This window comes from Microlunatus capsulatus, from assembly GCF_017876495.1.
Taxonomy (GTDB): Bacteria; Actinomycetota; Actinomycetes; order Propionibacteriales; family Propionibacteriaceae; genus Microlunatus; species Microlunatus capsulatus.
The window spans coordinates 295,907-320,355 of record NZ_JAGIOB010000001.1 but is presented as its reverse complement, the minus strand read 5'-3'; the positions used below and the strand labels follow the sequence as shown (position 1 = coordinate 320,355).

Genomic DNA, 24,449 nt, shown 5'->3' with positions numbered 1-24,449 from the left:
GTCAGGACGAGCCGCTCAGGAGGCGTCGGCGAGCGCCTCGGGCTCGAGTCGTCGCTCGATCAGGCGCTCGGCCACCGTCTCGAGGCTCAGCGTGCGGCTGAAGGCGTACCCCCGCAGGACGGCCAGCGCGTCGTCGGCCGTCAGCGCCAGGGAGTGGACGACCATCCCGACGGCGGTCCAGACGTCGAGCCGGCGGGCGGCGGCCTGCGTCGGCTCGCCGAAGCCCTGCAGCAGCTGCGGCACCCACTCGGCCTCGCCCACCAGCACCGCACCCATGGGGTCGATGACCGCGTCGATGACCTCGGTGAGGTCCCCGAAGGGGGCGTCCGGGTCCAGGGAGTAGAGGTCGACGGCGCCGAGCCTCGTGCCGTCCAGCTCCAGCGGCAGGGAGGCGACCGAGCGGAACGGCGTCGCGGCGAGCAGCTCGGCCGCGTACACGGGCCACCGGTCGGCCATCGCCTCCAGCGCGACGGCGACCGGCCGGCCGGAGGTGACGGCGTCCAGGCACGGACCCTCCCCCAGCGTCGTCTGCAGCCGCTCGGCCTCGGCGACGGCCACCGAGGTGGCGGCCAGCGGGAGCCGGAGCTCGGCGGTGATGCTGATGCCCGCCCCGGCCACCGGGAGCACGGACAGGCAGGCCTGGACCAGGATCAGCGGCAGGGCGGCGGCGGGCTCGTGGTGCTGCGTCGCCGCCTCCACCACCGCGCTCTGGTACGCGCGGCGCAGGCTCACCGGCCCGGGTCCGCGGTGGTGACCGGGAGGGGGCCGTCGTCGTCGGGACGGCGGGGGACCGCCCCGACGACGACGGTGTCACAGCAGCGCCCGCTGGCGCGGAGTTTCCCCCGGGGAACGGTCCCCGGGCGGGCAGCGGCTGTGGCGCGGCCCGCGGGGGCGCAGCAGGTGCCCCTCCGCGGACCGTGCGCCGTGCCCGGGACGGGTCGCGGCGCGCTGGGGGTGCGGGGAGGCAGGGTCGTCGTCAGCGGGCGGGGCCCGGGACGGCGGTGTCGCCGAGGTCCGGGGTCGGTGCCGTCGGGGGCGACGGGCACGGACGTCCGGGGACGGCTCGACGCCGGCAGCGACCGGGGTCGGCCGGGAGGGGTGGTCTGGGCTGGGTGGGCCGTCGCGGCGTCCACGCTCACACTCGCAGGGTTCGGGGAGGGGGCACGCACGAGCGCGCCGGCTGTTCCCCAACCGTGAGCACCGTAACCCACGGCCGCGCCCGCCGGGCGGCGCACCCGGATGCGGGTCCGCGCGGCGCGCGGCGGGTCGCCGGTGGGCGTAGTGTCAGAGCGCCGTGGATCCCCGGGCGACCCCACCGGGAAGTCGTCCACGGAGCTCCGCCGTCAGGGCCGGTCGCGGCCCCAGGATCGGTCACCCATGGCAGGACCCCCGCTCGAGCCCTCCCCGCTGCCCTTCCGCGAGATCCAGGCGCTGCTGCTCAGCACCCGCGACGTCGACGACTTCCTGCAGGACCTCGCCGGGCTGGCGGCCCAGGCGGTCCCCGGGCTCCCGCTGGCCTGCGGCGTCACCATGCGCCTCGCCAGCCGCACCCTCACCGTCGCCTCCAGCGACGCCCGGGCGGAGCGGCTCGACGAGTCGCAGTACCAGGCGCGGAGCGGACCCTGCCTGCAGGCCCTGAGCACGGGGCAGGCCGTCCGCTGCGACGACGTCGAGCACGAGGAGCGCTGGCCGGACTACACCCGCCACGCCCGCGGCGAGGGCCTGCGCAGCTCGTTGTCGCTGCCGCTGGTCGCGACCGGCTCGACGTCGGGGGCCCTGAACCTCTACGCCTTCGACCGCACCGCGATGGCTGAGGACCCCGAGGTCCGCGGCCGCCTCGAGCTGCTGGCCACCCAGGCCTCGGACTCGCTGCGGTTCGTCACCCGGCAGCTCGAGGACACCGCCCTGATCAGCCAGCTCGAGCAGGCCCTCAGCTCGCGCAGCGTCATCGACCAGGCGATCGGCATCCTCATCGGACGGCACCACCTGAGCGCGGCGGACGCCTTCGACCTGCTCCGGCGCCGGAGCCAGACCAGCCAGACCAAGCTGCGCGCCGTCGCGGCGGACCTGGTGGAGGAGGCCAGCGGGCACCCCGCCACCCCGGGGCGCACCTTCCGGTCCAACCAGGACTGACCGCACGCCGACCGGACCGGTTGGGCGAGGATGGGCCCGTGCAGATCGCGTCCGTGGTGATGTCGGTGCTCCTCGCGGCGGTGCTGACGGTCTCGGCCGTCGCCAAGCTGGCCCGGGTGCCCGCGGTGGTGGAGTCGATCACGGGAGTGGGCTGGCCGGCGTCGCGGCTGTGGGTGCTGGCGGTGGTCGAGCTGGCCGGCGCGGCCGGTCTGCTCGTGGGCCTCGCCGTCCCGGTTCTCGGGCTGGCCGCCGCGGTCGGCGCCGCCCTCTACTTCGTCGCCGCCGTGGTCTCCCACCTGCGGCTGCGCCAGTCGGCGTCCGCCGCCCTCGGCCCGCTCGCGATCGCGGTGGCCACGGTCGTGGTGCTGGTCCTGGCCCGGTGACCTCGCCGTCCGGCAGGACCGTGTGACCTGACGAGGTGCTGACGGCTCGTCAGCTCACACGATCCCGGCGGGCCCGGGCCGACCGTCGGTGCGGAGGGCGGCGTAGGAGCACATGTCCCGGCGTCGTCCGCCGATCTCCTGGTGCTGGCGCAGCACCCCCTCGAAGCGGTAGCCGGCGCGCTCGGCGGTCCGCCGCGACGCCGCGTTGGCGGGCTCGATGAACAGCTCGACGCGGTGCAGCCCGGGCACGGTCCACGCGAAGGCGGTCAAGGCCACGAGCGCGTGCCCGGCGACGCCGCGACCGCGGGCCGAGGGCCGGACCGCGTAGCCCGCGCTCGACCGGCCGGCGGCCAGGTCGCGCAGCCACAGGCCGGCGGACCCCAGCGGCTCGTCCTGCTCCCCGGCGACGCAGAAGCTGAAGCCGGCGCCCTCGGCGAGCCGGCCCTGCTGCCGGGTGATCCAGTCCTGGGCGGCGACCGGACCCGCGTGCGCGGGCAGCGAGCCGATCAGCGGGACGTACGGGTCCGTGGCGAGCTCCTCCACCATGGCGACGTCGCCCGACCGGAACGCCCGCAACCGGACCGGACCGGAGCGGGGCGGCGTCTCCGGCCAGCGCAGGTCGGTCACAGCCGCAGCCCCGCCGCGATGCGGGCGGCCGCCTCCGCGGGGGAGAGCCGGCTGTTGTCCACCCGGAGGTGCTGCTCCGGGTAGACGAAGTCCCCGCGGGTGCTGAGCTGGTGGGCGACGTCGTCGGCGAGCAGTCGCTGCCGGGTGGCATCGAGGTCGCGCTTGCTGCGCTTGTGCTCCAGCCGCAGCGGCGTGCCCTCGCGGGCCAGACGGGTGGCCTGGTCGGCGTACAGCTCCACGAAGTCCAGCCGTCCGCCGGCCTGCCGCACGGGTTCGGTCAGCCGGTCCACGTACTCCCGGTCGCCGGGGTCCTCCAGCGCCCAGACGTAGGTGAAGACCAGACCGGGCATCCCCGCTGCGACGGCCTCCTCCACCACGCCGCGCCGCAGCTGCTCCGTCAGCCGGACGAAGCCCGGCGAGCCCCACGGGAAGATGTCGAGCACCGGCTCGATGCTCATGTGGTTGTGGAACAGCGGGTAGCCCGTGATCGCGCTCAGCTCGCGGCCGACGGTCATCTTCCCCACGGCGGACGGGCCGAACAGCATGATCAGGTGCACGGGATGATCATGGTCGACCGCCAGCGGTCCGACCAGCGGGTTGCTGCCGACGCGGCCGGTGAGGGGCTCGGCGCCGGCGGCGAACGCCCACGCCGGGGACAGGATCTGCGCGTCAGAGCCCTCGACGGCCGTGGCTCCCGCATGATGGCCTGGTGCGACGTCGACGGCAGGCTCGGAGCGGGGCGCCCCTCTACGTCGAGACCCTGGTCCGGGCGGACCTGGACCGCGTCTGGTCCCTCACCCAGGACACCGAGAGCCACCCGCGCTGGGACCTCCGCTTCAGCGCCATCGTGCCGACGGGCACCGAGCCGGACGGCGCCTGGCGGTTCCGCTACGAGCTGCACCTCCCCTTCCACCGCATCTGCGGCACCGGCATCTCCCTCGGTGAGCGGGTCCGGCCGGACGGGACGCGCACCTCCGCGCTGCGGTTCACCACGACCGACCGGCTGTCCCCGCTGGGCGACGGCCGCGGCTACTGGCGCTACGTGCCGACCCCGGAGGGCGTGCGGTTCCTGACGGGCTACGACTACCGGCCCGGCTGGGGTCGGCTGCCCGACGCCCTCGGGATCCGCCGGGCGCTGGGGTGGATGACGGCGTGGAGCTTCGACCGGCTCCGCATCTGGGCCGAGACCGGGGTGCCACCCGAGGCGTGGCCCTGGTGGTCGGTGTTCCAGCTCTGGCGACCGGACCGTCCGCGCGCGTCGCGCTGCCGGCGCGCACCGGTCCGCGGGACCGCGATGAGCGACTCACCCGCCACCCTCGAGACCCTGGACCGCCCGTGACGTCGATCTTCCGGGAGGCGATGGGGGAGGACTTCGACCGCCTGCACCCGATGCTCCAGCGGCGCTTCGGGATGGGTCTGGCGGCCGGCTACGGGTGCGTGGGGACCGGCGTGATGACCTCCATCCGGCGCGGGCCGTGGTGGACGCTGCCCTTCCTGCACCTCGGCCGGGTGCGCAACATCCTCATCCCCGACGTCGGCACCGACGTGCCCTTCACCATCCGCAACTTCCCCTACCGCGACCCGTACGGGCGCGAGACCATCACCTTCGCCCGGGAGTACGCGGTGCGGGCGCGGCCGAGCCGGTTCGACGCCACGATGGTGCTCGACGCCGGACGGGTCGTGGACTACCTCGGCACCCACCAGCACCTGGCCGTCGACCTGCGGATGCGCGCCGAACCGGACGGGTCGCTGCTCCTCACCACCCACGCCCAGCGGTTCTACGAGGGGCCCGTCGGCTTCACGTTCCCGCTGCTCCTCAGCGGCACCGCGGTCCTCCGGGAGAGCTGGGACGACGCCCTCCAGGCGTTCCGCGTCGACCTCACCGTCCGCAACCGGGTCTTCGGCTTCCTGTTCGGCTACCAGGGCACCTTCACCTGCGAGTACGTGCCGGCGACCGACGCCCCGGCGGAGCTCAAGCCGAGGCGGCACGAGCGCCGGACCTGAGGGAGGCGGTCGCCGGGAGCCCGGGCGGAGGCCCTGTCGGTCTGGGAAACAGACGATCTGAACCTCAGACCTTCTCGCTGCGATACGATCTGCCCGTGTCCGCCGACCCCGAACCCGCGCCCCGCCGGGCGGAGGAGATCGACTGGGAGGCGGGCGGGATCGAGACCGAGCTGGGCTGGTCGCTGCAGGCGTTCTACCAGGCCTTCACCCGGACCGCGACGCCCGCCGTGGCGGAGGTGCCGGGCGGTCCGCGCGGCTACCAGGTCCTCGTCGCCGTCACCACCGAGGACCCGACGTCCCAGCTCCTGCTGGCCCAGCGGCTGGGTGTCGACAAGACGGCGATGACCTACCTCGTCGACGCGCTCGAGGCCGAGGGGCTGGTGGAGCGCCGGGCCCACCCGCGCGACCGGCGGGTCCGCCAGGTCCTGCCGACGGCTCCCGGAAGGGCGCGGCTGGAGAGCGCCCGGACCGCGCTCCGCGCCGTCGAGGACCTGCTGATGCGCGACCTCGACGTCGACGAGCGGACCCGGCTGCGTCACCTGATGGCCCGGGTGGCGCTCGGCGCCGGTGACACCCCTGCCCAGCCCGACCACCCCCAGCCCGACCAACCCCAGCCCGACCAACCCCAGCCCGACCACCCCCAGCCCGACCAACCCCTGGCCGCACCGCACCGGTCCGCGCGCCGACGTCCCACCCCGTCTCCGGAGAGCTGAGCCCCACCCATGACCACCACCGTCCTCGTCGCCGGCGCCACCGGCGACCTCGGCCGACGCATCGTCGCCGAGCTCCTGACCCACGACACCCGGGTCCGGGTCCTCACCCGGCCGGGCAGCGGCACCGCCGCCGACCTCTTCGGCCACGACCCGCGCGTCGACGTCGTCGAGGGCACCTACGACGACGCGGTCACGCTCAGCGCCGCCCTCACCGGGGTCGAGACCGTCGTCTCGGCGCTCAGCGGCACCCGTCCGGTCATCGTCGACGCCCAGCGGGTCCTGCTCGACGCGTCGGTGCGCGCCGGCGTCGCCCGGTTCATCCCCAGCGACTACTCGGCTGACTACCGCCAGATCGCCGTGGGCAGCAACCGCAACTTCGAGCTCCGTCGCGAGTTCGCGGCCGCCGTCGACGCCGCACCGGTCCGCGCGACCTCGGTGCTGAACGGCGCCTTCACCGACATGCTCACCGGGGAGGCGCCGATGATCATGTTCGGCCGCCAGCGCGTGCTCTTCTGGTCCTCGGCGGACCAGGTCCTCGACTTCACGACGAAGGACGACGTCGCCCGGACCGTCGCGCTCGTCGCGCTCGACCCCGCGGCGCCCCGCGTCGTCGAGGTCGCCGGCGACCGGGTGACCGCCCGCGAGGTCGCACGGACGATGACCGAGCTGACCGGCACGCGGTTCGCGCTGCAGTGGGCGGGCACCACCGGCACCCTGTCGTTGATGAGCAAGGTGGGCCGCCGCTTCGCCAAGGACGAGGACGAGACGTTCCCCGCCTGGCAGGGCATGCAGTACTTCGTCAGCATGTTCAGCGGTCAGGCCCAGCTGCACCACGTCGACAACGACCGGTACGGCGAGCAGCCCTGGACCACCGTGAGGGACGTCCTGGCCGCTCACGTCACCCGGCCGCGCGACCTCCGCGCCGCCGACCCGGACGACGCCGCGGCCTGAGTCCGACGAACCCGGCCGCCCCGCGGACGTCAGCGGGCGGTCGGCTCAGCCCGGGTCGGACGTGCCCGTGTCCGCGACCGTCGCGGTCGGCGGCTCGACCGGCCCCCAGGCCGGGACCAGCGCGTACAGCACGAGCGGGCGGTCCGGGCTGTCGCCCTCCTCGACGACCCGGGCCGCCTCGACCTCGTCGTCCCAGACGTGGCCGTCGCGGTGCAGGCGGTCGACGAGCTCCCCGCTGGGGGTGAACTCGGCGACCACCCAGCCGGCGGGGTGGGGTCGCTCGGGACGCTCGGCCAGTTCCATGACCGCAGGCTAGCGGGGTGCTGGACACGTCCCCTGGCCACCGCCGTCGGAACCTTCGACACCTCCGCCCGTCCCGAGCCGCCGCTGTCCGCCGAGGACGGGTGGTGCTGGGTCGGATGACGATCGACAAGACGTTCCACGGACCGCTCGAGGGGACCGGTGTCGTCCACCTGACGTGCGCGCGCACCCCGGTGGAGACCAGGGCCGGGTACGTCGCCGTCGAGCAGGTGCGGGGCTCCCTCGGCGGCCGGCAGGGCTCCTTCGTGCTGCTGCACGTGGGCACGGCCCAGGGCGGCGGCACGCGTCTCGAGGTGACGGTCGTCCCCGACTCCGCGACGGGCGAGCTGGTCGGCCTCACCGGGTCGATGACGATCTCCGAGGACGCGGACGGCCACCACGACGCCCCCGACCACCAGCTGCCCGGCCGAGCCGCCGCCGGTCCACCGGTCCCCGGCCGTGCTCGGCGGGGAAGAGACCTCTCGTACCGTGACCCGGGTGTACGTGCAGACCTTCATCCCCGGCGGCCGGCCGATCCCCGTCCTGCTCGCCACCACCTCGACGGACGAGCTGCTGCGCCTGCGGCTCACCCGGGAGGGCTGGGTCCCGTTCGGCCAGCCCCTGCAGTCCGGTGCCGTAGGCGAGGTGCGGAGCGGCCTGGACCGGCTCCAGGTGGTGGCCAACGGGCGGGTGCTGCTGGACCACCTCCTCGACCCCGTCACCCCGGACGGCTGGTGGACGGCCGTCGACGCCCTCGGCAGCCACTGCGTGGTCGTCCTGGCCCGCGAGGGCTCGGTCGACCTGGGTGGCCCTGACGCCGCCGAGCGGCTCTCAGGCCTGCTCGGCACCGAGCAGGCGATGTCGGCGGCGTTGCCCGTCGTCACCGACCTGACCGGCTGAGCCGAGCGCCGACCGGGTCGGGAGCGGGATCGACCAGCGCGTCGAGCCTCGCAGCGGATCCTGGTGCGTCTCATCGCAGCCCGTCGCGGGTTGGCCAGGAGCGGCCGAGTTCTGTACTGTCCCGCGCAGAAGTCCCTCGGGGGACCACCGCCAGATCTGTCGTCCGCGTCGCGGTCGGCTCGACCAGAACGGTTCCACCCCCGATGACTCGTGCCATCAGGCTCGCTCTCGCCCTCCTGCTCAGCACCGCAGGGCTCCTCATCCCCCTCGGAGCACTCGCTCCCACCGCCTCTGCCGCCCAGGGCCAGCTCGGGGCCCCCCAGGTCGTGCTCAACCCGGGCGGCGGTCGGCTGGCCGACGGCACGGATGGGCTGCGCTTCACCATCAACGCGCTGTCGCGTCAGTCCGACGAGGGCGACGAGTCCTTCGACGAGTACTACGTGCCTGGTCAGGACGCGCTGTTCTACCGCGGGACCCAGCAGTACTGCTGCTCGGCCGGTGCTCCCATGCTGGCAGTCGGCGGGACCGCCTTCGGTCAAGCCGGCCCCGGGATGGACGTGGGCGACTGGTCCTCGCTCACGGTGGTGTCGACCGGGGGGAGCACCTCGACCGATGACGTCAAGCCGGACCGGACGGGCAACGCCAGTGCCCGGGTCCGCTACGTCGCCACGAAGAACGGGCTCGAGTACCAGGTCACCCGCACGGTGACCTACACCTACCCGAACGACTTCGTCACGGACAGCTACGCGTTCGTGATCCCGGAGGGGAACACCGAGCCGGTCAAGTTCTACCTCGGCGGCGACACCGCGCCGGGCGGCTCGGACCAGGGCTACGGCGTCATGCTGACCTCCCCGGTCCGTTCGGTCATCTCGCTGAACACCTCCTCCCAGATCCAGTTCGGCATCCGGGAGGTCCCGGAGTCGAAGAAGTTCGACGGCGCCACCTCGCAGTCCTTCTACACCCCCTACGGCACGGTCCAGACCGGCGGCGACATCGGCTTCGTCGCCACCAACCAGACGCACGACGCCGGGCTGATGGTGCAGTGGAACCTCGGCAGCACCCCCGGGACCCAGACCGCGGCCCTGCAGCAGTTCGTGAACAAGCAGGGGACCAACCTCTCCGGCGGGTTCGACCGCACCTTCACCACCGCCGGTCAGCCGGTCCGGCTCAACCTCTCGGTGGAGAACACCAACCTGACGGCGGCCGTCGGCCTCGGCTACGCGGTGAACCTGCCCACGGGCACGGTGCTGGCCCCCGGCACCCGCTCGAACACCTGCGGCGGCACGCTGACGGCGACCGACGGCGGGACCAGCGTCACGCTGACCGGCGCCTCGGTGGGCGCGACGGCGAACTGCGTCGTCGGCGTCCCCGTGGTCGCCTCGACCTACGGCACCTACACGCTGTCGCTCGACAACGTCGCCTCGGTCACGGGCGGCCTCAACAACAACGTCGGGACGACGGCCTTCTTCGTCCCGCTGGCGCCCACCTACGGCGACGCCGCCCTCGGCGACCTCACCGTGGGGACGGCCACCACCGGCTCCGTCACCGCCGGCGGCGCTCCGGCCCCGACCTACGCCGTGACGACCGGCGCCCTGCCCGCCGGGCTCCGCCTCGACGGCGACACCGGCGTGGTGACGGGGACGCCGACGAGGGCCGGAACCTACAGCTTCACCGTGACGGCCACGAACGCCGGCGGCACGGCCACCCGGGACTTCACCGGCACGGTCGGCCGGGGTACCCCTGGTCTGACCGGCAGCGCTGACCCGGCCTCGGCGCCCTTCGGCTCGGCCGTCACGCTGAGCGCGGGCGACCTGCCGGGTTCGGCCACCGGCACCCTGTCGTTCCGCTCGGGGGAGACGGTGCTGTGCAGCGCCACCCTGCCCGCCACCAGCTGCGCGGTGGACGCCGACCTCGAGCCCGGGACCTACCCCGTGGACCTCACCTACTCCGGCGACGCCAACTGGGCGGAGCGGACGGTGGCGCTCCCCGCGGTCGCGGTCACTCTCGCCGAGGCCAGCCTCAGCGCGACCCTCGACGACCGGACCACCGAGTTCGGCCAGCGCTCCACCGTCGAGGTGGCGCTGCGACCCGCCGGGGCGACGGGCACCGTGACGGTGAGCGCGGGCGCCCTGGTGCTCTGCGAGGTGACCCTGCCCGGCTCGAGCAGCTGCCGCACCCCGGCCGACCTGCCCGTGGGCACGCACACCGTCACCCTGAGCTACGCGGGCGACGCCCGGTACGCGCCGGTGGCGGCCGGGGCCGGCACCCTGACGGTGGAGCGGGCGACGCCGGCCCTGCCGCCGGAGGAGCTGGTCACCGGCACCTTCGGGCAGCCGACGACCGTCAGCCTGCCCGGCCTGCCCGAGGGCGCGACGGGCCGGGTGACCGTCTTCGTGGACGGCCGCGAGGCCTGCTCCTACGACCTCGGCGACGACCCGGAGAGCTGCGACCTCCCGGCGGACCTCCGCGCCGGGGAGCACGTCCTGCGCCTGGACTACGCCGGTGACGACCGCTACCAGCCGGCCACTTTGACCACCGACCTGGTGGTCGACCGGGCCAGCACCGCCCTCACCACGCCGGCCACGGCGTCGGGCACCTACGGCAGCCGGACCACGGTGCAGGCCGGCGGCCTGCCCGAGGGCGCGACCGGCACCGTCACGGTCACCGTCGGCGGGGAGGTCGTCTGCCGGTTCGACGTCGCCACCGCCACCAGCTGCGACCTGCCCGCCGACTTCCCGGCCGGTGAGCGGTCCGCCCTCGTCACCTACTCCGGCGACGACGACCACCTGGGCTCCAGCACGACGGTCGAGCTCGACGTCGACGTCCGGCCCACCGCGGTCGAGGCCGACGCCGAGGTGGCGGCCGTCTACGGCGCGCCGGCCACGATCGCCGTCGACGGGCTGCCCGCCGGGGCGACCGGGCTGGTCACCGTGACCGGCGGGCCGGCGGGCACCGAGTGCACCATCGACCTCGACGAGGACGAGACCAGCTGCGCGACCGACGGGCTCACCCGGCCCGGCCGCTACACGCTGACCGTCCGCTACGCCGGTGACGCCAACCACGCGCCGTCGGTCGCCGAGGTGGTCCTCGAGGTCGCGCAGCAGGCGACCACGCTCGAGACGGCCGCCACGGTGGCCGGCACCTTCGGCACGGGGGCGACCGTCTCGTTCGACGGCCTCCCGAACGGGGCCACCGGGACCGTCGTGGTCCGGCTGGGCGAGCGCGAGCTCTGCACGGTCACCGTCCCGGGTGGCGTCCCCTGCACCCTGCCCGCCGACCTGCCGGCCGGCGAGCACGAGCTGGAGGTCGCGTACTCCGGGGACGACAACTTCGCCGCCTCCACCACCACCACGACGCTGACGGTGGGCAAGCGGGCCACCACGATCGGCGCGATCGCCCCGCTGACGTCGGTCTTCGGCACGGCCGGGCAGGTGCAGGTGGTCGGGCTCCCGGAGGCGGCCACGGGCACCGTGACGGTCACCGCGCGCTCGGAGGACGGCGACGTCCTCGAGGTCTGCACGCTGGACCTCGACGAGGACGAGACGACGTGCCCCACCCCGGTGGACGTCGACGCCGGGCGCTACACCCTGGTCGTGTCCTACCCGGGTGACGCGAACCACGAGGGCACGGAGACCACGACGACGTGGGAGGTGGGCCAGGCCGAGCTGACGAAGCTCCCCGCCTCGCCGACCACCACCGGGACGTCCGGCTCGCGGCCCGAGGTCGCGATCGCCCCGCTCGACGGCGCCACCGGCACGGTCGTGGTGACCTACACCGGCCCCGACGGGACCGAGCTGCCCTTCTGCGAGATCCAGCTCCCGGGCACCACCTGCACCGGCCCGGCCGGGCTCCGGGCCGGCACGTACCGGCTGACCTTCCGCTACGGCGGCGACGCCAACTTCGCGGCGGCGACGGGTGAGACCACGCTCGTGGTGGGGCCCCGCTCCACCCAGGTGACCACCGAGGAGCGGTTCTCCAGCACCGAGGGGCAGCCGGCGCGCATCACCTTCGGCGGCCTGCCGGTCGGGGCCACCGGGACCGTGACGGTCGCGCTCGCCGAGCCGGAGGCGCCCGTGGAGGTCGAGGCCGCCCTGCGGGTCCCCGCCGCCGGTGAGGAGCTGTGCACCGTCGACGTGACCGCGGACGACGGGTGCAGCACGCCGGCCGACCTCGAGGACGGCTCCTACGACCTGGTGGTGCGCTACGGCGGGGACGCCGACCACCAGCCGTCGGAGGCGACCACGGTGCTGCTCGTGGAGCCGGCGGTCGAGGAGCCGACCGAGCCCACCCAGCCTGCCGAGCCGACCCAGCCGCCCGAGCCGGCGCAGCCCGCCGACCCGGACCCGGCGCCCTCGACGGCGCCGGTGGCCGAGCAGCCGGTCAGCGGCGGTGGTACCACCGGTGGTGGCTCGCTGGCGCACACCGGTGGTCCCGGTCTGCTGCTGGGCCTGCTGGGGCTCGCCCTGCTGGGCTCCGGCGGGGCCGCCCTGCTCCGGGCGCGTCGCCGGGCCTGACCCACCCCGTGCACGTCGCCGACGGCGGTCCCGGTCACCCGGGGCCGCCGTCGGCGCGTCCGGAGCCTCTCGCGGGCCGTCTCAGGGCCGCAGGTCGCCGCGGCCGTAGCGGGAGGGCGAGGTGCCGAAGGTCTGGCTGAACACCCGGGAGAAGTGCAGCGGGTCGGGGTAGCCGACCACGGCGGCCACCTCCCCGACCCGGAGGGCGGAGCCCCGGAGGAGCCGGGCGGCCTCCTCCATCCGGGTGCGGCGGACCCACCCCTGGACGGAGCTGCCGGTGCCCTCGCGGAACAGCCGCTGCGCGGTGGAGGTGCTGCACCCGCCGGCGGCGGCGACGTCGGCGACGCTGAGCCGGCGGCCGAGGTCGCCCCGGACGAAGCGCACCATCTCCGCGAGCGGCGGCGCCAGCCGCGGCGCGGGCCGGTGGCGCGACCACACCGCGTCCTCCGCCAGCAGCAGGCGGCCCAGCGCGCGGCCGACGACCTCGTCGAAGGGCTCGGCCAGCCAGCGCTCGACGGCGTAGGAGCCCAGGTGGACCAACCGGGCTCCACCGGGGTCGGCGGCGCTGCCCTGGCGCCAGCCGGGGGACCGGGGGTCGCCCCGCCGCGCGGGGTCGTGCAGCAGCGGGTCGCCCGGGCGGTGCGCCACCCGGGGGACGACGGGGGTCCCGGCCGCGTGACGGGGGACCAGGTGCAACGTGCCGAGGTGGAACGGCCGGCGCTCGTCGGCCCGGTACCGGACGTGGTGGCCCCACGGCAGGCGCAGCAGCGAGCCCTTGTCCAGCCGGCCGGTGCGCTCGCCGGAGACGACCTGGCCGCCGCCCTCGACGACCCAGAGGAAGCAGAGGCTCATCACCCGGTCGTGCTCGATCTCCTCGCCGCTGCGGAACCGGTACCCGTTGGCGCCGACGACGACCGGACCCGGCTGGCGCTCGTCCTCCATGCCCCCAGCATGACCCCGCGGGGGGACCCGGGCACTCCGCCGCGCGTCCTGTCCATGACCTGCATCCCCGGTGCCTGGTCGGCACCGGGTCGTCCCTCCTAGCGTCGGAGCAGCCGAGGAGAGGTGGAGCCGATGGAGGTCGACGTCGACCGGGACGCGTGCGTGGCGGCGGGGCAGTGCGCCCTGGTGGCCGGGGAGGTGTTCGACCAGGACGACGACGGCCTCGTCGAGCTGCTGACCGCCGCGCCGGGTGCTGAGCAGCGGACGGCGGTCGAGCGCGCGGCCGCGCTGTGCCCCGCACGGGCGATCCGGGTGCGCGGGTGAGCGGCACCCCACCGGTCGTCGTGGTCGGCGCCTCGACCGCCGGGGTGACGACGGCGGAGGCCCTGCGCGCCGAGGGCTGCACGGCCCCCGTGCTGCTGGTCGGCGCGGAGGCCCACGCCCCCTACGGCCGCCCGCCGCTGTCGAAGCAGGTGCTCACCGGGGCCTGGTCGCCCGAGCGCGCCGAGGTGCGCTCGGCGGCGGCGCTGGCCGACCGCGGCATCACGCTGCGGACCTCGTGCCCCGCTACCGCGCTCGACCCGCGGAACCGCCGGGTGGCCCTGGGCGGACGGTGGCAGGACTACGCGGAGCTGGTCGTCGCCACCGGCCTGACCGCCCGCCGGCTGCCCGGGGCGGGGGCCGGGGTGCCCGTCCTGCGCACCCTCGACGACGCGGTGCGGCTGCGGGCGCGGCTGCTCGGGACGCGGCACCTGGTGGTGGTGGGGGCCGGGATCCTCGGCCAGGAGATCGCGTCGGCCGCGCGGGCGCTCGACGTCGCGGTGACGCTGGTGGGTCGGTCGCGAGAGCTGTCGCTGGGCACCGTCGGCGCCCTCCTCGCCGAGCGGCTGGCGGCGCTGCACCGCGAGCACGCGGTCGACCTCCGGCTGGGCCGGGCCGTGCTGGGTGTCCGGCCGGTCGGCACGAGACGCTGGTGCGTCGAGCTCGACGACGGGTCCCGGCTGACGGTCGACCTCGTCGTCGCCGCCCTCGGCGGCGTGCCGACGACCGGCTGGCTGCGCGGCTCCGGGCTGGACCTGGCCGACGGGGTGCTCTGCGACCCCGCCGGTCTGGCGGCGCCCCACGTCCACGCGGTCGGCGACGTGGCCCGCTGGCGCGACGCCCGCACGGGCCGGGGTCGGCGGGTGGAGCACCAGACCAGCGCGGTCGAGCAGGGCCTGGCCGTGGCGCGGCGGCTCGTGCACGGGACCCCACCCGAGCCCGCGGTTCCCTTCCTGTGGTCGGAGCTGCACGGCACCCGGGTGCAGGCCTACGGGTGGTTCCCGCCCGGCCGTTCGCTGGAACCGCTGCCGTCGGCGAGCGGGACGCTGCTGGCCGCCACCGCCGCCGGTCGGACCACGGGCGTCGTGGGCTGGGGCGCCGGTCGCGCGTTCCGCGTCGCCCGCGGGCTCGTCACGGCGGAGTCCCCCGGAGCCCCCGGTGCCCGTCGCTGAGGGGTGCCCGGCCCGCGCCGGTGCCCCCTCCGGGCCTGCGTTCGGGACGGCCCCCGAGCCGGGTCGCCCCGGACCGGTGACCCTGCCCGGTGACGGCACCCCGCTCCAGCCCTCGCCCGCGCTCGCGGCGTGGCGCGCGGTCGCGCCGGCCACCCCGCTGGACTACGCCGACGGTCACCGCGGCCTCGTCGTGACCGACCACGCGCTGGCCCGGGCCCTGCTGGAGGACCCGCGGTTCAGCATGCAGCCGGCCCGGATGCCCCGGGGCCCGGGAGCGCCGGCAGCGGTCGACGGCGACCCTCCCGACCCGCTCGACGACGCCGGGCGGGAGGCGCAGCGGGCCAGCCTGCTCTCCCTCGACGGCGCCGAGCACGCCCGGCTGCGGCGGGCCGTCGCCGCCGGCTTCGCGCTCAAGCGGGTGCGGGCGCGTGGCCCTGCGGTGGCCGCCACGGTCGCGTCGGCCCTCGCGCGGTTCCGGGCCGAGGGCTCGCCCAACGACCTCTGGCGGCGCTTCGCCCAGCCCGTCGCCGCCCGGACCCACTGCCAGGTGCTCGGGGTCCCGCCGGACCAGGAGGACGCGTGGGTCGACCTCTTCGTCGAGCCCGCGCCCGCCCAGGAGCGCCACGACTTCATCCGGCGGCTGGTCGCGCTCCGCCGGGCCGACCCGGGCGAGGACGTGGTCAGCGGCCTGCTCGCCCGCCCCGACGTCACGGACCCGGAGGTCGAGGGCCTCCTGTTCATGCTCATGCTCTCCGGGCGGGACTCGGTCGCCTACACGATCACCACGACGGTCCTCGCGCTGCTCCGCCACCCCGGGCAGCTCGCCGCCCTCCGCGCCGACCCGGCCCTCGTCGGGCCCGCCGTGGAGGAGTTCATGCGGGTCAGCGCGATGTTCCTGACGCTGTTCCCGCGGACGGCGCGGGAGGACGTCGAGCTCGCCGGCTGCCCCGTCGCCGCCGGCACCACGGTGTCGGTCTCCGCGGTCGCGGCCAACCGGGACCCGCAGCGCTGGGACCGGCCCGACGAGCTCGACACGGGCCGGGACGCCTTCGGCCACCTGGGCTTCGGGCACGGGATCCACGGGTGCATCGGGCAGCAGCTGGCCCGCGTCGAGATCACCGAGGCGGTCCGCCAGGTGCTGCTCGGCCTGCCCGGGCTGCAGCTGGTGGCGGCCGAGCAGCTGGCGCCGCTGCCCTTCGCCCACCCCGTCGCCACCTACGAGGCGGGCGAGCTCCTCGTCCGCTGGGATGCGACGGCACCGGCGTGAGCGGCACTAGGCTCAGCGGCGAGCGGCGGCCCGGCCCACCGCGCCCCGACCCGTCGAGAGAAGCGAGACCATGGCTGCCGCCCGCACCACGGGCCCCCGACCCGCCGGTCGGCGACCGACCATCGTCGACGTGGCCCGCCGGGCCGCGGTGTCGCCGGCGGCCGTGTCCAAGGTGCTGCGCAACGCCTACGGCGTGAGCCCCTCCATGCGCGAGCGGGTCGAGACCGCGGTCTCCGAGCTGGGGTACCGGCCGATGGTGTCGGCGCAGAGCATGCGCACCGGCACCCGGACCCTCGGCGTCTCCTCCCTCGACCCGCGGAACCCCTTCATCCCGATGCTGCTCGACGGCGTCGCCCGCGAGGCCCGGCGCAGCGCGTTCAGCGCGTTGATCACCCTCACCGACGCCGACGGCGCCACCCAGCTGGAGGCCGCCCGCTCCATGGTCGACCGCCAGGTGGACGGGCTGATCCTCATCACGCCGACGATGTCGGAGGACGACCTGGTGCAGCTGGCGGCGGAGGTCCCGCTGGTGCTGCTCGGCCGGCACGGCGCCCACCCGGCCTTCGACTCCGTGGCCAGCGACGACGCCCTCGGCGCCGCCCTCACCGTCGACCACCTCGTCAGCCGCGGGCACCGCCGGATCGCCTTCCACACCCAGCCGACCCGGTCCGGCGGGCTGCCCGAGGAGTTCCGCGAGGCGGGCTACCGGGAGGCCGTCCGCCGGCACGGCCTGCAGGCCGACGTCGTCGTGGGGGAGTGGTCGGCCGAGGGCGGCCGCCGCCTCGTCGACGAGCTCCTGGGCCGCCCGACGCCGCCGACCGCCGTGCACGCCGGCGCCGACATGGTGGCGCTCGCCGTCCTGGACCGGCTGCTGGAGCGGGGCGGGCGGGCGCCGGACGACCTGGCCGTGGCGGGGTGCGACGGGGTCCCGGCCGCCGCCCTGCGGGCCGTCAGCCTCACCACCGTGGACCAGCAGGCCGCCGAGATGGGCGGTCTCGCCGCCCGGCTGCTGGTCGAGCGGCTGGCCGGCCGCGCCGAGCCCCGGCACGTGCTCGTGCCCCCGCAGCTCGTGGTCCGCGCGACGACCTGACCTCCACCCACCCGGCGACGCGGGCCGGCCGAGACCCCCTTGACGTCGATCTGTGGAACGTTCTACGTTTGCCCGCAGGGGCCGTTGAAACCATTCAGTCGCTGCGGACAGCACCAGCGCGCGGGTGAGGCCGGGAAACCACCTGTCAAAGGAGATGGACATGATCACTCGCCGTGGACTGCTCGGGAGCACCGCCGGCCTCGCGGGGGCGGCCGCCCTGGCCGGCTGCAGCACCAGCGCCGGCGGGCCGACCGGCAGCGGGTCGGTCGCCACCCGCGCCGACGGTCTGCCCGACCTCACGTGGAAGGGCACCATCACGATGGGCGCGCAGGGGTACACGCCGGCGGTCGAGGGCGTGAAGCTCGCACCCGGCACGGCGAAGCTCCAGCAGTTCGGCAAGGCCGCCGAGGAGTTCACCAAGCTCTACCCGGGCATCACCGTGAAGTTCCTCGGCTCGGAGTACACCTACGAGGTCGACCAGATGAAGACCGCCGCGACCGGCGGCCAGCTGCCCGACGTGTGGTGGCAGCAGGCCCCGCTGGTCAAGACCTCGTTCCCCAAGGGCGTCGCCACCAACCTCAACGCCTACATGGACCAGCCCAACCCCTTCGTCGAGGGCAACACCCGCTGGCGCGACGTCTTCAACACCTCGGTCTACGCGACCACCGCCGTCAACCCCGAGACGCTCTACACGAACAACGGCGACTTCGTCGGGACGGCCTTCTTCTACAACGTGAAGATGTTCGCCGACGCCGGCCTGACCCCGCCCACCACCTGGGCCGAGCTGCTGGAGGTCTGCCGGGCGCTGTCGGCGCGGGGCGTGACCCCGCTGGCCATCCAGCCGATCACCAGCGGCTTCGGCTGGGTGTCGCGCATCTTCCTCGGCAACATGCTGGGCCGCGAGACGCTCGAGAAGATCGACGCCTACTCCGCCGAGCCGGGCATCTCGGTCACCGACGTGGCCGTGGCCTACAAGAAGGGTCTGCTGGACCCGCGGCAGAACCCCGGGGTGCTGGCCTGGTGGCCGGTCGCCAAGCAGCTCTTCGACTTCTGCGACAAGACGATCATGCAGCTGCCGCCGAACCCGCCGACCGGCTCGCCCGAGCCGGGCACCTACTTCGCGGCCGAGAAGGTGGCGATGATCTACGACGGCACCTGGGCGCCGGGTGCGGTGGCCGACAACGGCTCCGACTTCGAGGTCGGCTCCTTCCCCTGGCCGGCTATGGCGGGCTCCTACGAGAACGCCACCGACTACGACAGCTCCAACGCCGTCTCCGGCCCGTCGGCGGCCTGGCAGTTCCACGTGTCCACCGACCGCTCGGACTCGACGCTGAAGGAGGAGGGCAAGCTCGACGCCGTCGTCTCCTGGATGAAGTTCTTCTCCACCCCGCAGTGGAACCAGGCGATCTGCAACGAGCGCGGAGCCTTCCTGCCGACCTTCCAGGGCACGACGCCGCCGGCGTCCATGAAGGACCTGGCCGCGCTCGCGGCCGAGCCGATCTACGCGGTGAGCGGTGGGGCGGAGTTCTCCACCGAGGCGGCGGACCAGGTCTCGCGCCTGTTCCAGCAGTTCCTGCTCGGCCAGGTCGGGATGGACGAGGTGAGCACCAAGTACCCCCAGATCATCGACAAGGGCCTGCAGGAGTACCTGCGCGCCAACCCCGTCGACTTCGACCAGTACCCGGCATGAGCGCGGTCGTCGCCCAGCAGCGGCGGCCACCGGTCCGTCGCCAGGTGCTGGAGCGGGTCGCGGCGGTCGGCTTCCTCGCGCCCACCCTCGTGCTGGTCGTGCTGTTCTGCTACTACCCGGCGGTGCGCGCCGGTTACACCTCGCTGACCCGCTGGGACGGCTTCAACGCCCCCGAGTGGGTGGGACTGCAGAACTTCGTCGACGTGTTCGCCGACGCGGACTTCCGCCGGTCGGCGGTCAACGTCGCGATCTGGACCGCCGTCGGGGTGCCGCTGGCCACCGTGCCGTCGTTCGTGGTCGCGGAGCTGATCTTCCGGCTGCGCTCGGAGCGGCTGCAGTACTTCTGGCGCGCGGTCTTCACCGCGCCGCTGATCATCCCACCCGTGGTCTCGGTGCTCATCTGGCAGTTCCTCTACGGTCCCGAGGGCCCGATCAACCGGGTGCTGGCGGGCGTCGGCCTCGAGTCGCTGACCCGCAGCTGGATCGCCGACCCGCGCTTCGCCCTATGGGCGCTGATCTTCCTGGGCTTCCCGTGGGTGTCGGCGTTCAACGTGCTGATCTTCTACGCCGGCCTCAAGGCCATCCCCAGCGAGGTGCTCGAGGCCTCGGCCCTGGACGGGGCGGGGCGCTGGAAGCAGTTCACCCGGCTCGAGGTGCCGCTCACCTTCGGCCAGTGGAAGCTGCTGCTGGTGCTCAGCATCATCGGCGTCACCCAGAACCTCATGGTGCCGCTGCTGCTGACCGGCGGAGGTCCGGGCAACGCGACCCTCACCCCGGTGCTCTACATGTACCAGGGGGCCATCACCTACGGGAACTACGGCTTCGGCATGGCCGTCGGCACCATCCTCTTCGTCGTGGTGCTGGCCCTCTCCATCGTCAACATGCGCGTGCTGAGGACGGACCGATGACCACCTCCACCACCCTCCGGGCCCCCGCCGTCGACCGCACCGCGACGGCCCGTGCCGTGCCCGCGCGGCGCCGGCCCCGCCGTCGGCTCTCGGTCACGGCCAACGTCGTCCTGGGCCTGGTGGCCCTGCTGAGCTACGTGCCGATCTACTTCATGGTCAACAACGCGCTGCGCAGCGGGCCCGAGATGCAGACGTCGCCCTTCGCGCCGACCAGCGCGCCCCGGTGGCAGAACTTCCAGTTCGCCTGGGAGGCCAGCGGCTACGCCTACCCGCGGACCCTGCTGGTCGTCGGCCTGGCCGTGCTGGGCATCGCCGTGACCACGGCGGCCAGCGGCTACGCCTTCGCCCGGCTCCGGTTCCGCGAGAAGGAGGTCTGGTTCTACGCCGTCTTCGGCCTGCTGCTGATCCCCGGCTTCATCACCCTCATCCCGCTCTACGTGCAGATCGTGGACTTCGGGCTGGTGGGCACCTCGTGGGGGCTGATCCTGCCCTACCTCGCGGGTGGGCAGGCGCTGGGCGTCGTCGTGCTCCGCAGCGCCGTCGAGGCCATCCCCGAGGAGCTGTTCGAGGCGGCGAAGCTCGACGGCGCCGGCCACCTGTGGCAGTTCGTCTACATCGCGCTGCCGCTGGCCCGGCCGCTGGTGATCGCGCTGGCCCTGCTCAACGTCGTCGGGCTCTACGGCGACTACGTGCTCCCCTCGCTGGTGCTGCAGGGGGAGGGGTCGACGGTGTCCGTGGCGATCACCGGCTTCACCCCGCCGGCCTTCTCGCCGAACCTCGACACCTTCAACATCCAGCTGGCGGCGTTCACCATCGCCTCGCTGCCCATCGCCGTGCTCGTGCTGGTGCTGATGCGCTACTTCGTCTCGGGCCTGTCGCAGAGCGCGGTGAAGATGTGACGGCGGCACCGGGGTCGCGGGTCCGCTGGCAGGGCCACTGGATCACCAGCGGGGACGACGGGCCCGTGGCGCCGCTGCTGCGCCGCGAGCTCACCGTCCCGGCCGGCACGGTCGCGGGTCTGCTGCACGTCGCCGGCCTGGGGCTGCACCGCACCACCCTCGACGGCGTGCCGGTCTCCGACGCCCGCCTGGAGTCGGGCATCAGCGCCTACGACCGGCGGATCGCCCACAGCAGCTACCCGGTGGCGCTGGAGCCGGGTCCCGCCGTGCTCGGCGTCGAGCTGGGCCGAGGCTTCTACGCCATGACCACCCCCAACGTCTGGGGCTGGCACGAGGCGCCGTGGCGCGGCCTCCGGATGGCGCTGGTGCAGCTGGAGCTGCTGGGCGCCGACGGGGAGCAGCTGGGGGTGGTGGTCAGCGACGACGCGTGGCGGTGGGCGCCCGGCGGCACCCGCTTCGACTCCCTCTACGAGGGCGAGACCTTCGACGCCCGGCGGGAGCCGACCGGCTGGGACCGGCCCGGCTTCGACGCCTCCGGCTGGTCCCCGGTGCACCGGGGCACCCCGCCGGCCGGGCTGCTCGTGCCGCGGTCGCACGAGCCCGTCCGCGTCACCGCCTCGCACCCCGTGGTGGCCTGGAGCGGCGGCGGCGAGGCCCCGCTGGTCGCCGACTTCGGCCGCCAGCTGGCCGGCTGGGTCAAGGTCAGCGCACCGGACCTCGACGCGGGCCGCCGGATCACCCTGCGGCTCGGCGAGCGGGCCGACGCGGGCGGTGTGCTGCTGGAGAACCCGCACGTTCACTCCGAACGGCTGGACGTGCACGAGTTCGTCGTCGCCGAGGGCGGCGGCAGCTGGGAGCCGCGGTTCACCTGGACCGGGTTCCGCTACGCCGAGGTGAGCGGCGTCGAGCACCCCGACCAGCTGGAGCTGCTGGCCCAGCACGCGCACACCGACGTCGCGACCGCGAGCACCTTCTCCTGCGACGACGAGGTCCTCACCTGGATCGACACCGCCATGCGGGCGACGGTGGTGAACAACCTGCACCACCTGCCGACCGACACCCCGGTCTACGAGAAGAACGGCTGGACCGGCGACGCCCAGGTGGCGCTGGAGGCGATGCTGCACCAGCTCGACCTGCAGCACCTGCTGGTGAAGTGGCTCGACGACCTCGCCGACGGCCAGGCCGAGGACGGCCAGCTGCCGGTGATGGCCCCCACCCCCGGCTGGGGTTACATCGAGGCGCCGGAGTGGACGACGCTCTACCCCTATCTGCTCGAGCGGCTCGACAGCTGGTACGGCCTGCCCGCGGTGGTCGAGCGCCACCGCGAGCCCCTGCTGCGCTACCTGCGGCGCGAGCTGGCCCGGGTCGATCCCTCGGGCCTGGTCGTCGGGGTGCTCGGGGACTACCTGGCCCCGGGCACCGAGGGCACCCCGCCCGAGGACGACCTCCGGATCGCGGCGAGCTGCTACCTGGTTCGCGGGCTGCGCGCCGGCGCCGCCCTGCTGGAGCGGCACGGAGCCGGCGACGGGACGGGCGGGGAGGCGGCCGAGCTCCGAGCCGCGGCCGACGCCCTGGCGGCCGCGGTCAACCAGGCCTTCCTCGACCCGGTCGCGGGCTGCTACCGCAGCGAGCGCGAGCCGCGGTACCGGCAGGCTTCGAACATCTTGCCGGTGGCCTTCGGCATCACCCCGCCCGGTCACGTCGACGCGGTGGTGGGGCGGCTGGTCGAGGAGCTGGAGGCCCGCGGCCTGCGTCACGACACCGGATGCCTCGGCCTCTCCGAGCTCTTCGGCGTGCTCACCCGAGCCGGGCGGGCCGACGTCGCCCTCGCCGTCGCCACCGGCACCGACGCCCCCAGCTGGGGCGCCTGGAAGGAGGCGGGCGAGACGACGATGCTCGAGATGTGGGGGCCGGTCGAGCGGTCCCGGAACCACTACTTCATGGGGGCGATGGCGCGCTGGCTCTACGAGGACGTCGCGGGCGTGCGGATGAGCGCACCGCAGTGGCGGGAGTTCGTCGTCGCGCCGGCGCTTACCGGGTCCGGGCTGGGGCACGCGGCCTACCACCGGCAGGGCCCCCGGGGACGGCTGGGCGCCGCCTGGCGGCGGACCGGGGCCGCGGTGGAGGTCACCGTCACCGTGCCGCCCGGCAGCACCGCGCACGTGCACCTGCCCGGCGTCGCGCCCTTCGCCGCCGGCCCGGGGGAGTGGACCCACCACGTCGACGTCCCGGCCCCGGTCCGGACACGTCCCGGGGGTGGGTCGCCCGACCACCGCCACCGGCCCCGGTGCGACGATGGGGCCGCGGCCACCGGGCCCGCGACCACCACCAGGACAGAGGAGTCTGCATCGTGAAGATCGGCGTCATCGGTACAGGGCAGTTCGCCCGGAGCTTCTTGTCCCTGTGGCAGCTCCACCCCGATGTCGAGGAGGTCTACGTCACCGACCTCGTCCCCGAGCGGGCGGCGGAGCACGTCGAGCGCTTCGGGCTGGCCGGCACCTTCGCCGACATCGACGAGATGCTGGCCTCCGACGTCGACTCGGTCGCCGTGCTGACCCAGCGCTGGAGCCACGGCCCGATCGTGCTGAAGGCGCTCGACGCCGGGAAGAACGTCTACTCGGCGGTCCCGATGGCGGTGAGCGTCGAGGAGATCGAGGCCATCGTCAAGAAGGTCGAGGAGACCGGCCTCATCTACATGATGGGGGAGACGAGCTACTACAACCCGGCCGTCGTCTGGGCCCGCAAGCAGGTCGCCGAGGGCGCCTTCGGCCGCGTCTTCTACTCCGAGGGCGACTACCTGCACGACATGGACAACGGCTTCTACGCCGCCTACCAGTACAGCGGCGGCGACGACTGGAAGAGCACCGCCAGCTACCCGCCCATGCTCTACCCGACCCACGCCATCGGCGGCGTGCTCGGCGCCCTGCCGACCTACGCCACCTCGGTGAGCTGCATCGGCATCCGCGACGACCGCGGGGACGGGGTCTTCGACCGCGAGGTCTCCCGCTGGCAGAACGAGTTCTCCAACATGACGTCGCTGATCGAGTTCGCCGACGGCGGGACCATGCGGCACAACGAGTTCCGCCGCCTCGGCTACTGGCAGGGCCACGAGTCGCGGTTCCGGTTCTACGGCACCGAGCAGGTCTTCGAGCAGAGCGGCCACGGCGCCACGCTGAGCGTCAAGACCGAGGGCGAGGACTACGCCAAGGGCGAGACCCGCGACATCAGCGACCTCTTCTACACCCGCGGCGGGCAGATCCCCGAGGGCTTCGGCGACGTCGACCCGGCGCTCATGCAGAGCTTCAGCTCGGGCACGGCCCCGGTGCAGGACCGCTCGCGGCTGCCGCAGGAGTACGAGGGCGCCCACAACGGGCACGAGGGGAGCCACCACTTCCTGGCCGACGACTTCGTCCGGGCGGTGACCACCCGCACCCACCCGCCGGTCAGCGCCTGGAAGGCCGCCCGGTTCACGCTGCCCGGCATCGTCGCCTGGGACTCCGCCCGTCAGGGCGGCGTGCGGCTGCTGGTCCCGGACTTCGGCGACGGCCCGGCCACGCCCGCCTGGGACTGACCTGCTGACGAGCACCCGCTCGTCACCCGTCCGCTGACGTCAGCGGTGGGGGCACCCACGTGCC

Annotated in this window: 22 protein-coding genes and 1 pseudogene; 18 read left to right on the top strand and 5 right to left on the bottom strand. The window is 74.6% G+C overall.

Translation table 11 applies throughout. The features are described 5' to 3' along the window. Positions 1–15: 15 nt before the first annotated feature. Positions 16–732, bottom strand: coding sequence for a GAF and ANTAR domain-containing protein (locus JOF54_RS01490; RefSeq protein WP_210052351.1), 717 nt, complete (start codon positions 730–732; stop codon positions 16–18). A 645-nt stretch (positions 733–1,377) separates the two neighbouring features. On the opposite strand from JOF54_RS01490, the gene JOF54_RS01485 reads away from it, so the two are divergent. Beyond that, positions 1,378–2,133, top strand: a complete 756-nt coding sequence (locus JOF54_RS01485; protein WP_210052349.1) for a GAF and ANTAR domain-containing protein — start codon at positions 1,378–1,380, stop codon at positions 2,131–2,133. A 38-nt stretch (positions 2,134–2,171) separates the two neighbouring features. Further along, entirely contained in the window at positions 2,172–2,516 is a 345-nt protein-coding gene (locus JOF54_RS01480) for a DoxX family protein (protein ID WP_210052347.1), read from the top strand. Positions 2,517–2,570: 54 nt separating this feature from the next. On the opposite strand, the gene JOF54_RS01475 is transcribed toward JOF54_RS01480, so the two are convergent. Further along, on the bottom strand, positions 2,571–3,143 hold the full coding sequence (locus tag JOF54_RS01475) for a GNAT family N-acetyltransferase (RefSeq protein ID WP_307803709.1): 573 nt from the start codon (positions 3,141–3,143) through the stop codon (positions 2,571–2,573). After that, positions 3,140–3,700, bottom strand: a complete 561-nt coding sequence (locus JOF54_RS01470; protein WP_210052346.1) for a DEAD/DEAH box helicase family protein — start codon at positions 3,698–3,700, stop codon at positions 3,140–3,142. The genes JOF54_RS01475 and JOF54_RS01470 overlap by 4 nt, the downstream gene beginning before the upstream one ends. A 152-nt stretch (positions 3,701–3,852) precedes the next feature. On the opposite strand from JOF54_RS01470, the gene JOF54_RS01465 reads away from it, so the two are divergent. The 4 genes from JOF54_RS01465 (at position 3,853) to JOF54_RS01450 (ending at position 6,811) form a co-directional block, all read left to right on the top strand. Then, positions 3,853–4,482 carry an SRPBCC family protein gene (locus JOF54_RS01465; protein ID WP_210052345.1) on the top strand — a complete coding sequence of 210 codons (630 nt, stop codon included), beginning with the start codon at positions 3,853–3,855 and terminating at the stop codon, positions 4,480–4,482. Further along, positions 4,479–5,147: a DUF4166 domain-containing protein gene (locus tag JOF54_RS01460; RefSeq protein ID WP_210052343.1), complete on the top strand. Its 669-nt coding sequence runs from the start codon at positions 4,479–4,481 to the stop codon at positions 5,145–5,147. The genes JOF54_RS01465 and JOF54_RS01460 overlap by 4 nt, the downstream gene beginning before the upstream one ends. A gap of 95 nt (positions 5,148–5,242) precedes the next feature. Beyond that, positions 5,243–5,860 carry a MarR family winged helix-turn-helix transcriptional regulator gene (locus JOF54_RS01455; protein WP_210052342.1) on the top strand — a complete coding sequence of 206 codons (618 nt, stop codon included), beginning with the start codon at positions 5,243–5,245 and terminating at the stop codon, positions 5,858–5,860. Between the two features lie 9 nt (positions 5,861–5,869). Next, the gene (locus JOF54_RS01450; protein ID WP_210052339.1) at positions 5,870–6,811 is read left to right on the top strand and encodes an NmrA family NAD(P)-binding protein; all 942 of its coding nucleotides are present in this window, start codon (positions 5,870–5,872) and stop codon (positions 6,809–6,811) included. A 45-nt stretch (positions 6,812–6,856) separates the two neighbouring features. Here the strand turns inward: JOF54_RS01450 and JOF54_RS01445 are convergent, their stop codons facing one another. Beyond that, complete coding sequence (locus JOF54_RS01445; protein ID WP_210052337.1) at positions 6,857–7,114, bottom strand: hypothetical protein; 258 nt, start codon at positions 7,112–7,114, stop codon at positions 6,857–6,859. Positions 7,115–7,131: 17 nt separating this feature from the next. Here JOF54_RS01445 and JOF54_RS22105 point away from each other — a divergent pair. The 3 genes and pseudogenes from JOF54_RS22105 to JOF54_RS01435 all read left to right on the top strand — a co-directional run. Beyond that, positions 7,132–7,503: pseudogene (locus JOF54_RS22105) on the top strand (DUF3224 domain-containing protein); the annotation flags it as partial. 106 nt (positions 7,504–7,609) lie between these two features. Next, a complete protein-coding gene (locus JOF54_RS20600) occupies positions 7,610–8,011 on the top strand; it encodes a hypothetical protein (RefSeq protein ID WP_245357918.1) in 402 nt (133 codons plus the stop codon). A 203-nt stretch (positions 8,012–8,214) separates the two neighbouring features. Beyond that, positions 8,215–12,525, top strand: coding sequence for an Ig-like domain repeat protein (locus JOF54_RS01435; protein WP_210052334.1), 4,311 nt, complete (start codon positions 8,215–8,217; stop codon positions 12,523–12,525). Positions 12,526–12,606: 81 nt separating this feature from the next. Here JOF54_RS01435 and JOF54_RS01430 read toward each other — a convergent pair whose 3' ends face one another. Next, complete coding sequence (locus tag JOF54_RS01430; protein ID WP_210052333.1) at positions 12,607–13,467, bottom strand: helix-turn-helix transcriptional regulator; 861 nt, start codon at positions 13,465–13,467, stop codon at positions 12,607–12,609. 132 nt (positions 13,468–13,599) lie between these two features. Between JOF54_RS01430 and JOF54_RS01425 the strand changes: the two genes are divergently transcribed. The 9 genes from JOF54_RS01425 to JOF54_RS01385 all read left to right on the top strand — a co-directional run bounded on the left by JOF54_RS01425 (position 13,600) and on the right by JOF54_RS01385 (position 24,385). After that, a complete protein-coding gene (locus JOF54_RS01425) occupies positions 13,600–13,791 on the top strand; it encodes a ferredoxin (RefSeq protein ID WP_210052331.1) in 192 nt (63 codons plus the stop codon). Continuing rightward, complete coding sequence (locus JOF54_RS01420; RefSeq protein WP_210052327.1) at positions 13,788–14,960, top strand: NAD(P)/FAD-dependent oxidoreductase; 1,173 nt, start codon at positions 13,788–13,790, stop codon at positions 14,958–14,960. Before JOF54_RS01425 ends, JOF54_RS01420 begins: the two co-directional genes overlap by 4 nt. A 76-nt stretch (positions 14,961–15,036) precedes the next feature. Further along, positions 15,037–16,227: a cytochrome P450 gene (locus tag JOF54_RS01415; protein WP_210052324.1), complete on the top strand. Its 1,191-nt coding sequence runs from the start codon at positions 15,037–15,039 to the stop codon at positions 16,225–16,227. A gap of 70 nt (positions 16,228–16,297) precedes the next feature. Continuing rightward, complete coding sequence (locus tag JOF54_RS01410) at positions 16,298–17,317, top strand: LacI family DNA-binding transcriptional regulator (protein WP_210052322.1); 1,020 nt, start codon at positions 16,298–16,300, stop codon at positions 17,315–17,317. 160 nt (positions 17,318–17,477) lie between these two features. Then, positions 17,478–19,007, top strand: coding sequence for an ABC transporter substrate-binding protein (locus JOF54_RS01405; RefSeq protein WP_210052320.1), 1,530 nt, complete (start codon positions 17,478–17,480; stop codon positions 19,005–19,007). Continuing rightward, on the top strand, positions 19,004–19,915 hold the full coding sequence (locus tag JOF54_RS01400; RefSeq protein ID WP_210052318.1) for a carbohydrate ABC transporter permease: 912 nt from the start codon (positions 19,004–19,006) through the stop codon (positions 19,913–19,915). The genes JOF54_RS01405 and JOF54_RS01400 overlap by 4 nt, the downstream gene beginning before the upstream one ends. After that, positions 19,912–20,814: a carbohydrate ABC transporter permease gene (locus JOF54_RS01395; protein WP_210052316.1), complete on the top strand. Its 903-nt coding sequence runs from the start codon at positions 19,912–19,914 to the stop codon at positions 20,812–20,814. The genes JOF54_RS01400 and JOF54_RS01395 overlap by 4 nt, the downstream gene beginning before the upstream one ends. Then, entirely contained in the window at positions 20,811–23,168 is a 2,358-nt protein-coding gene (locus JOF54_RS01390; RefSeq protein ID WP_210052314.1) for a family 78 glycoside hydrolase catalytic domain, read from the top strand. The genes JOF54_RS01395 and JOF54_RS01390 overlap by 4 nt, the downstream gene beginning before the upstream one ends. Further along, entirely contained in the window at positions 23,165–24,385 is a 1,221-nt protein-coding gene (locus JOF54_RS01385) for a Gfo/Idh/MocA family protein (RefSeq protein ID WP_210052312.1), read from the top strand. The genes JOF54_RS01390 and JOF54_RS01385 overlap by 4 nt, the downstream gene beginning before the upstream one ends. The last annotated feature ends 64 nt before the right edge of the window (positions 24,386–24,449 follow it).

Coding starts and splice junctions, on each gene's coding strand:
- JOF54_RS01485 (WP_210052349.1), top strand. CDS start 1,378: ATGGCAGGACCCCCGCTCGAGCCCTCCCCGCTGCCCTTCCGCGAGATC.
- JOF54_RS01450 (WP_210052339.1), top strand. CDS start 5,870: ATGACCACCACCGTCCTCGTCGCCGGCGCCACCGGCGACCTCGGCCGA.
- JOF54_RS01445 (WP_210052337.1), bottom strand. CDS start 7,114: ATGGAACTGGCCGAGCGTCCCGAGCGACCCCACCCCGCCGGCTGGGTG.
- JOF54_RS01435 (WP_210052334.1), top strand. CDS start 8,215: ATGACTCGTGCCATCAGGCTCGCTCTCGCCCTCCTGCTCAGCACCGCA.
- JOF54_RS01430 (WP_210052333.1), bottom strand. CDS start 13,467: ATGGAGGACGAGCGCCAGCCGGGTCCGGTCGTCGTCGGCGCCAACGGG.
- JOF54_RS01425 (WP_210052331.1), top strand. CDS start 13,600: ATGGAGGTCGACGTCGACCGGGACGCGTGCGTGGCGGCGGGGCAGTGC.
- JOF54_RS01410 (WP_210052322.1), top strand. CDS start 16,298: ATGGCTGCCGCCCGCACCACGGGCCCCCGACCCGCCGGTCGGCGACCG.
- JOF54_RS01405 (WP_210052320.1), top strand. CDS start 17,478: ATGATCACTCGCCGTGGACTGCTCGGGAGCACCGCCGGCCTCGCGGGG.
- JOF54_RS01400 (WP_210052318.1), top strand. CDS start 19,004: ATGAGCGCGGTCGTCGCCCAGCAGCGGCGGCCACCGGTCCGTCGCCAG.
- JOF54_RS01395 (WP_210052316.1), top strand. CDS start 19,912: ATGACCACCTCCACCACCCTCCGGGCCCCCGCCGTCGACCGCACCGCG.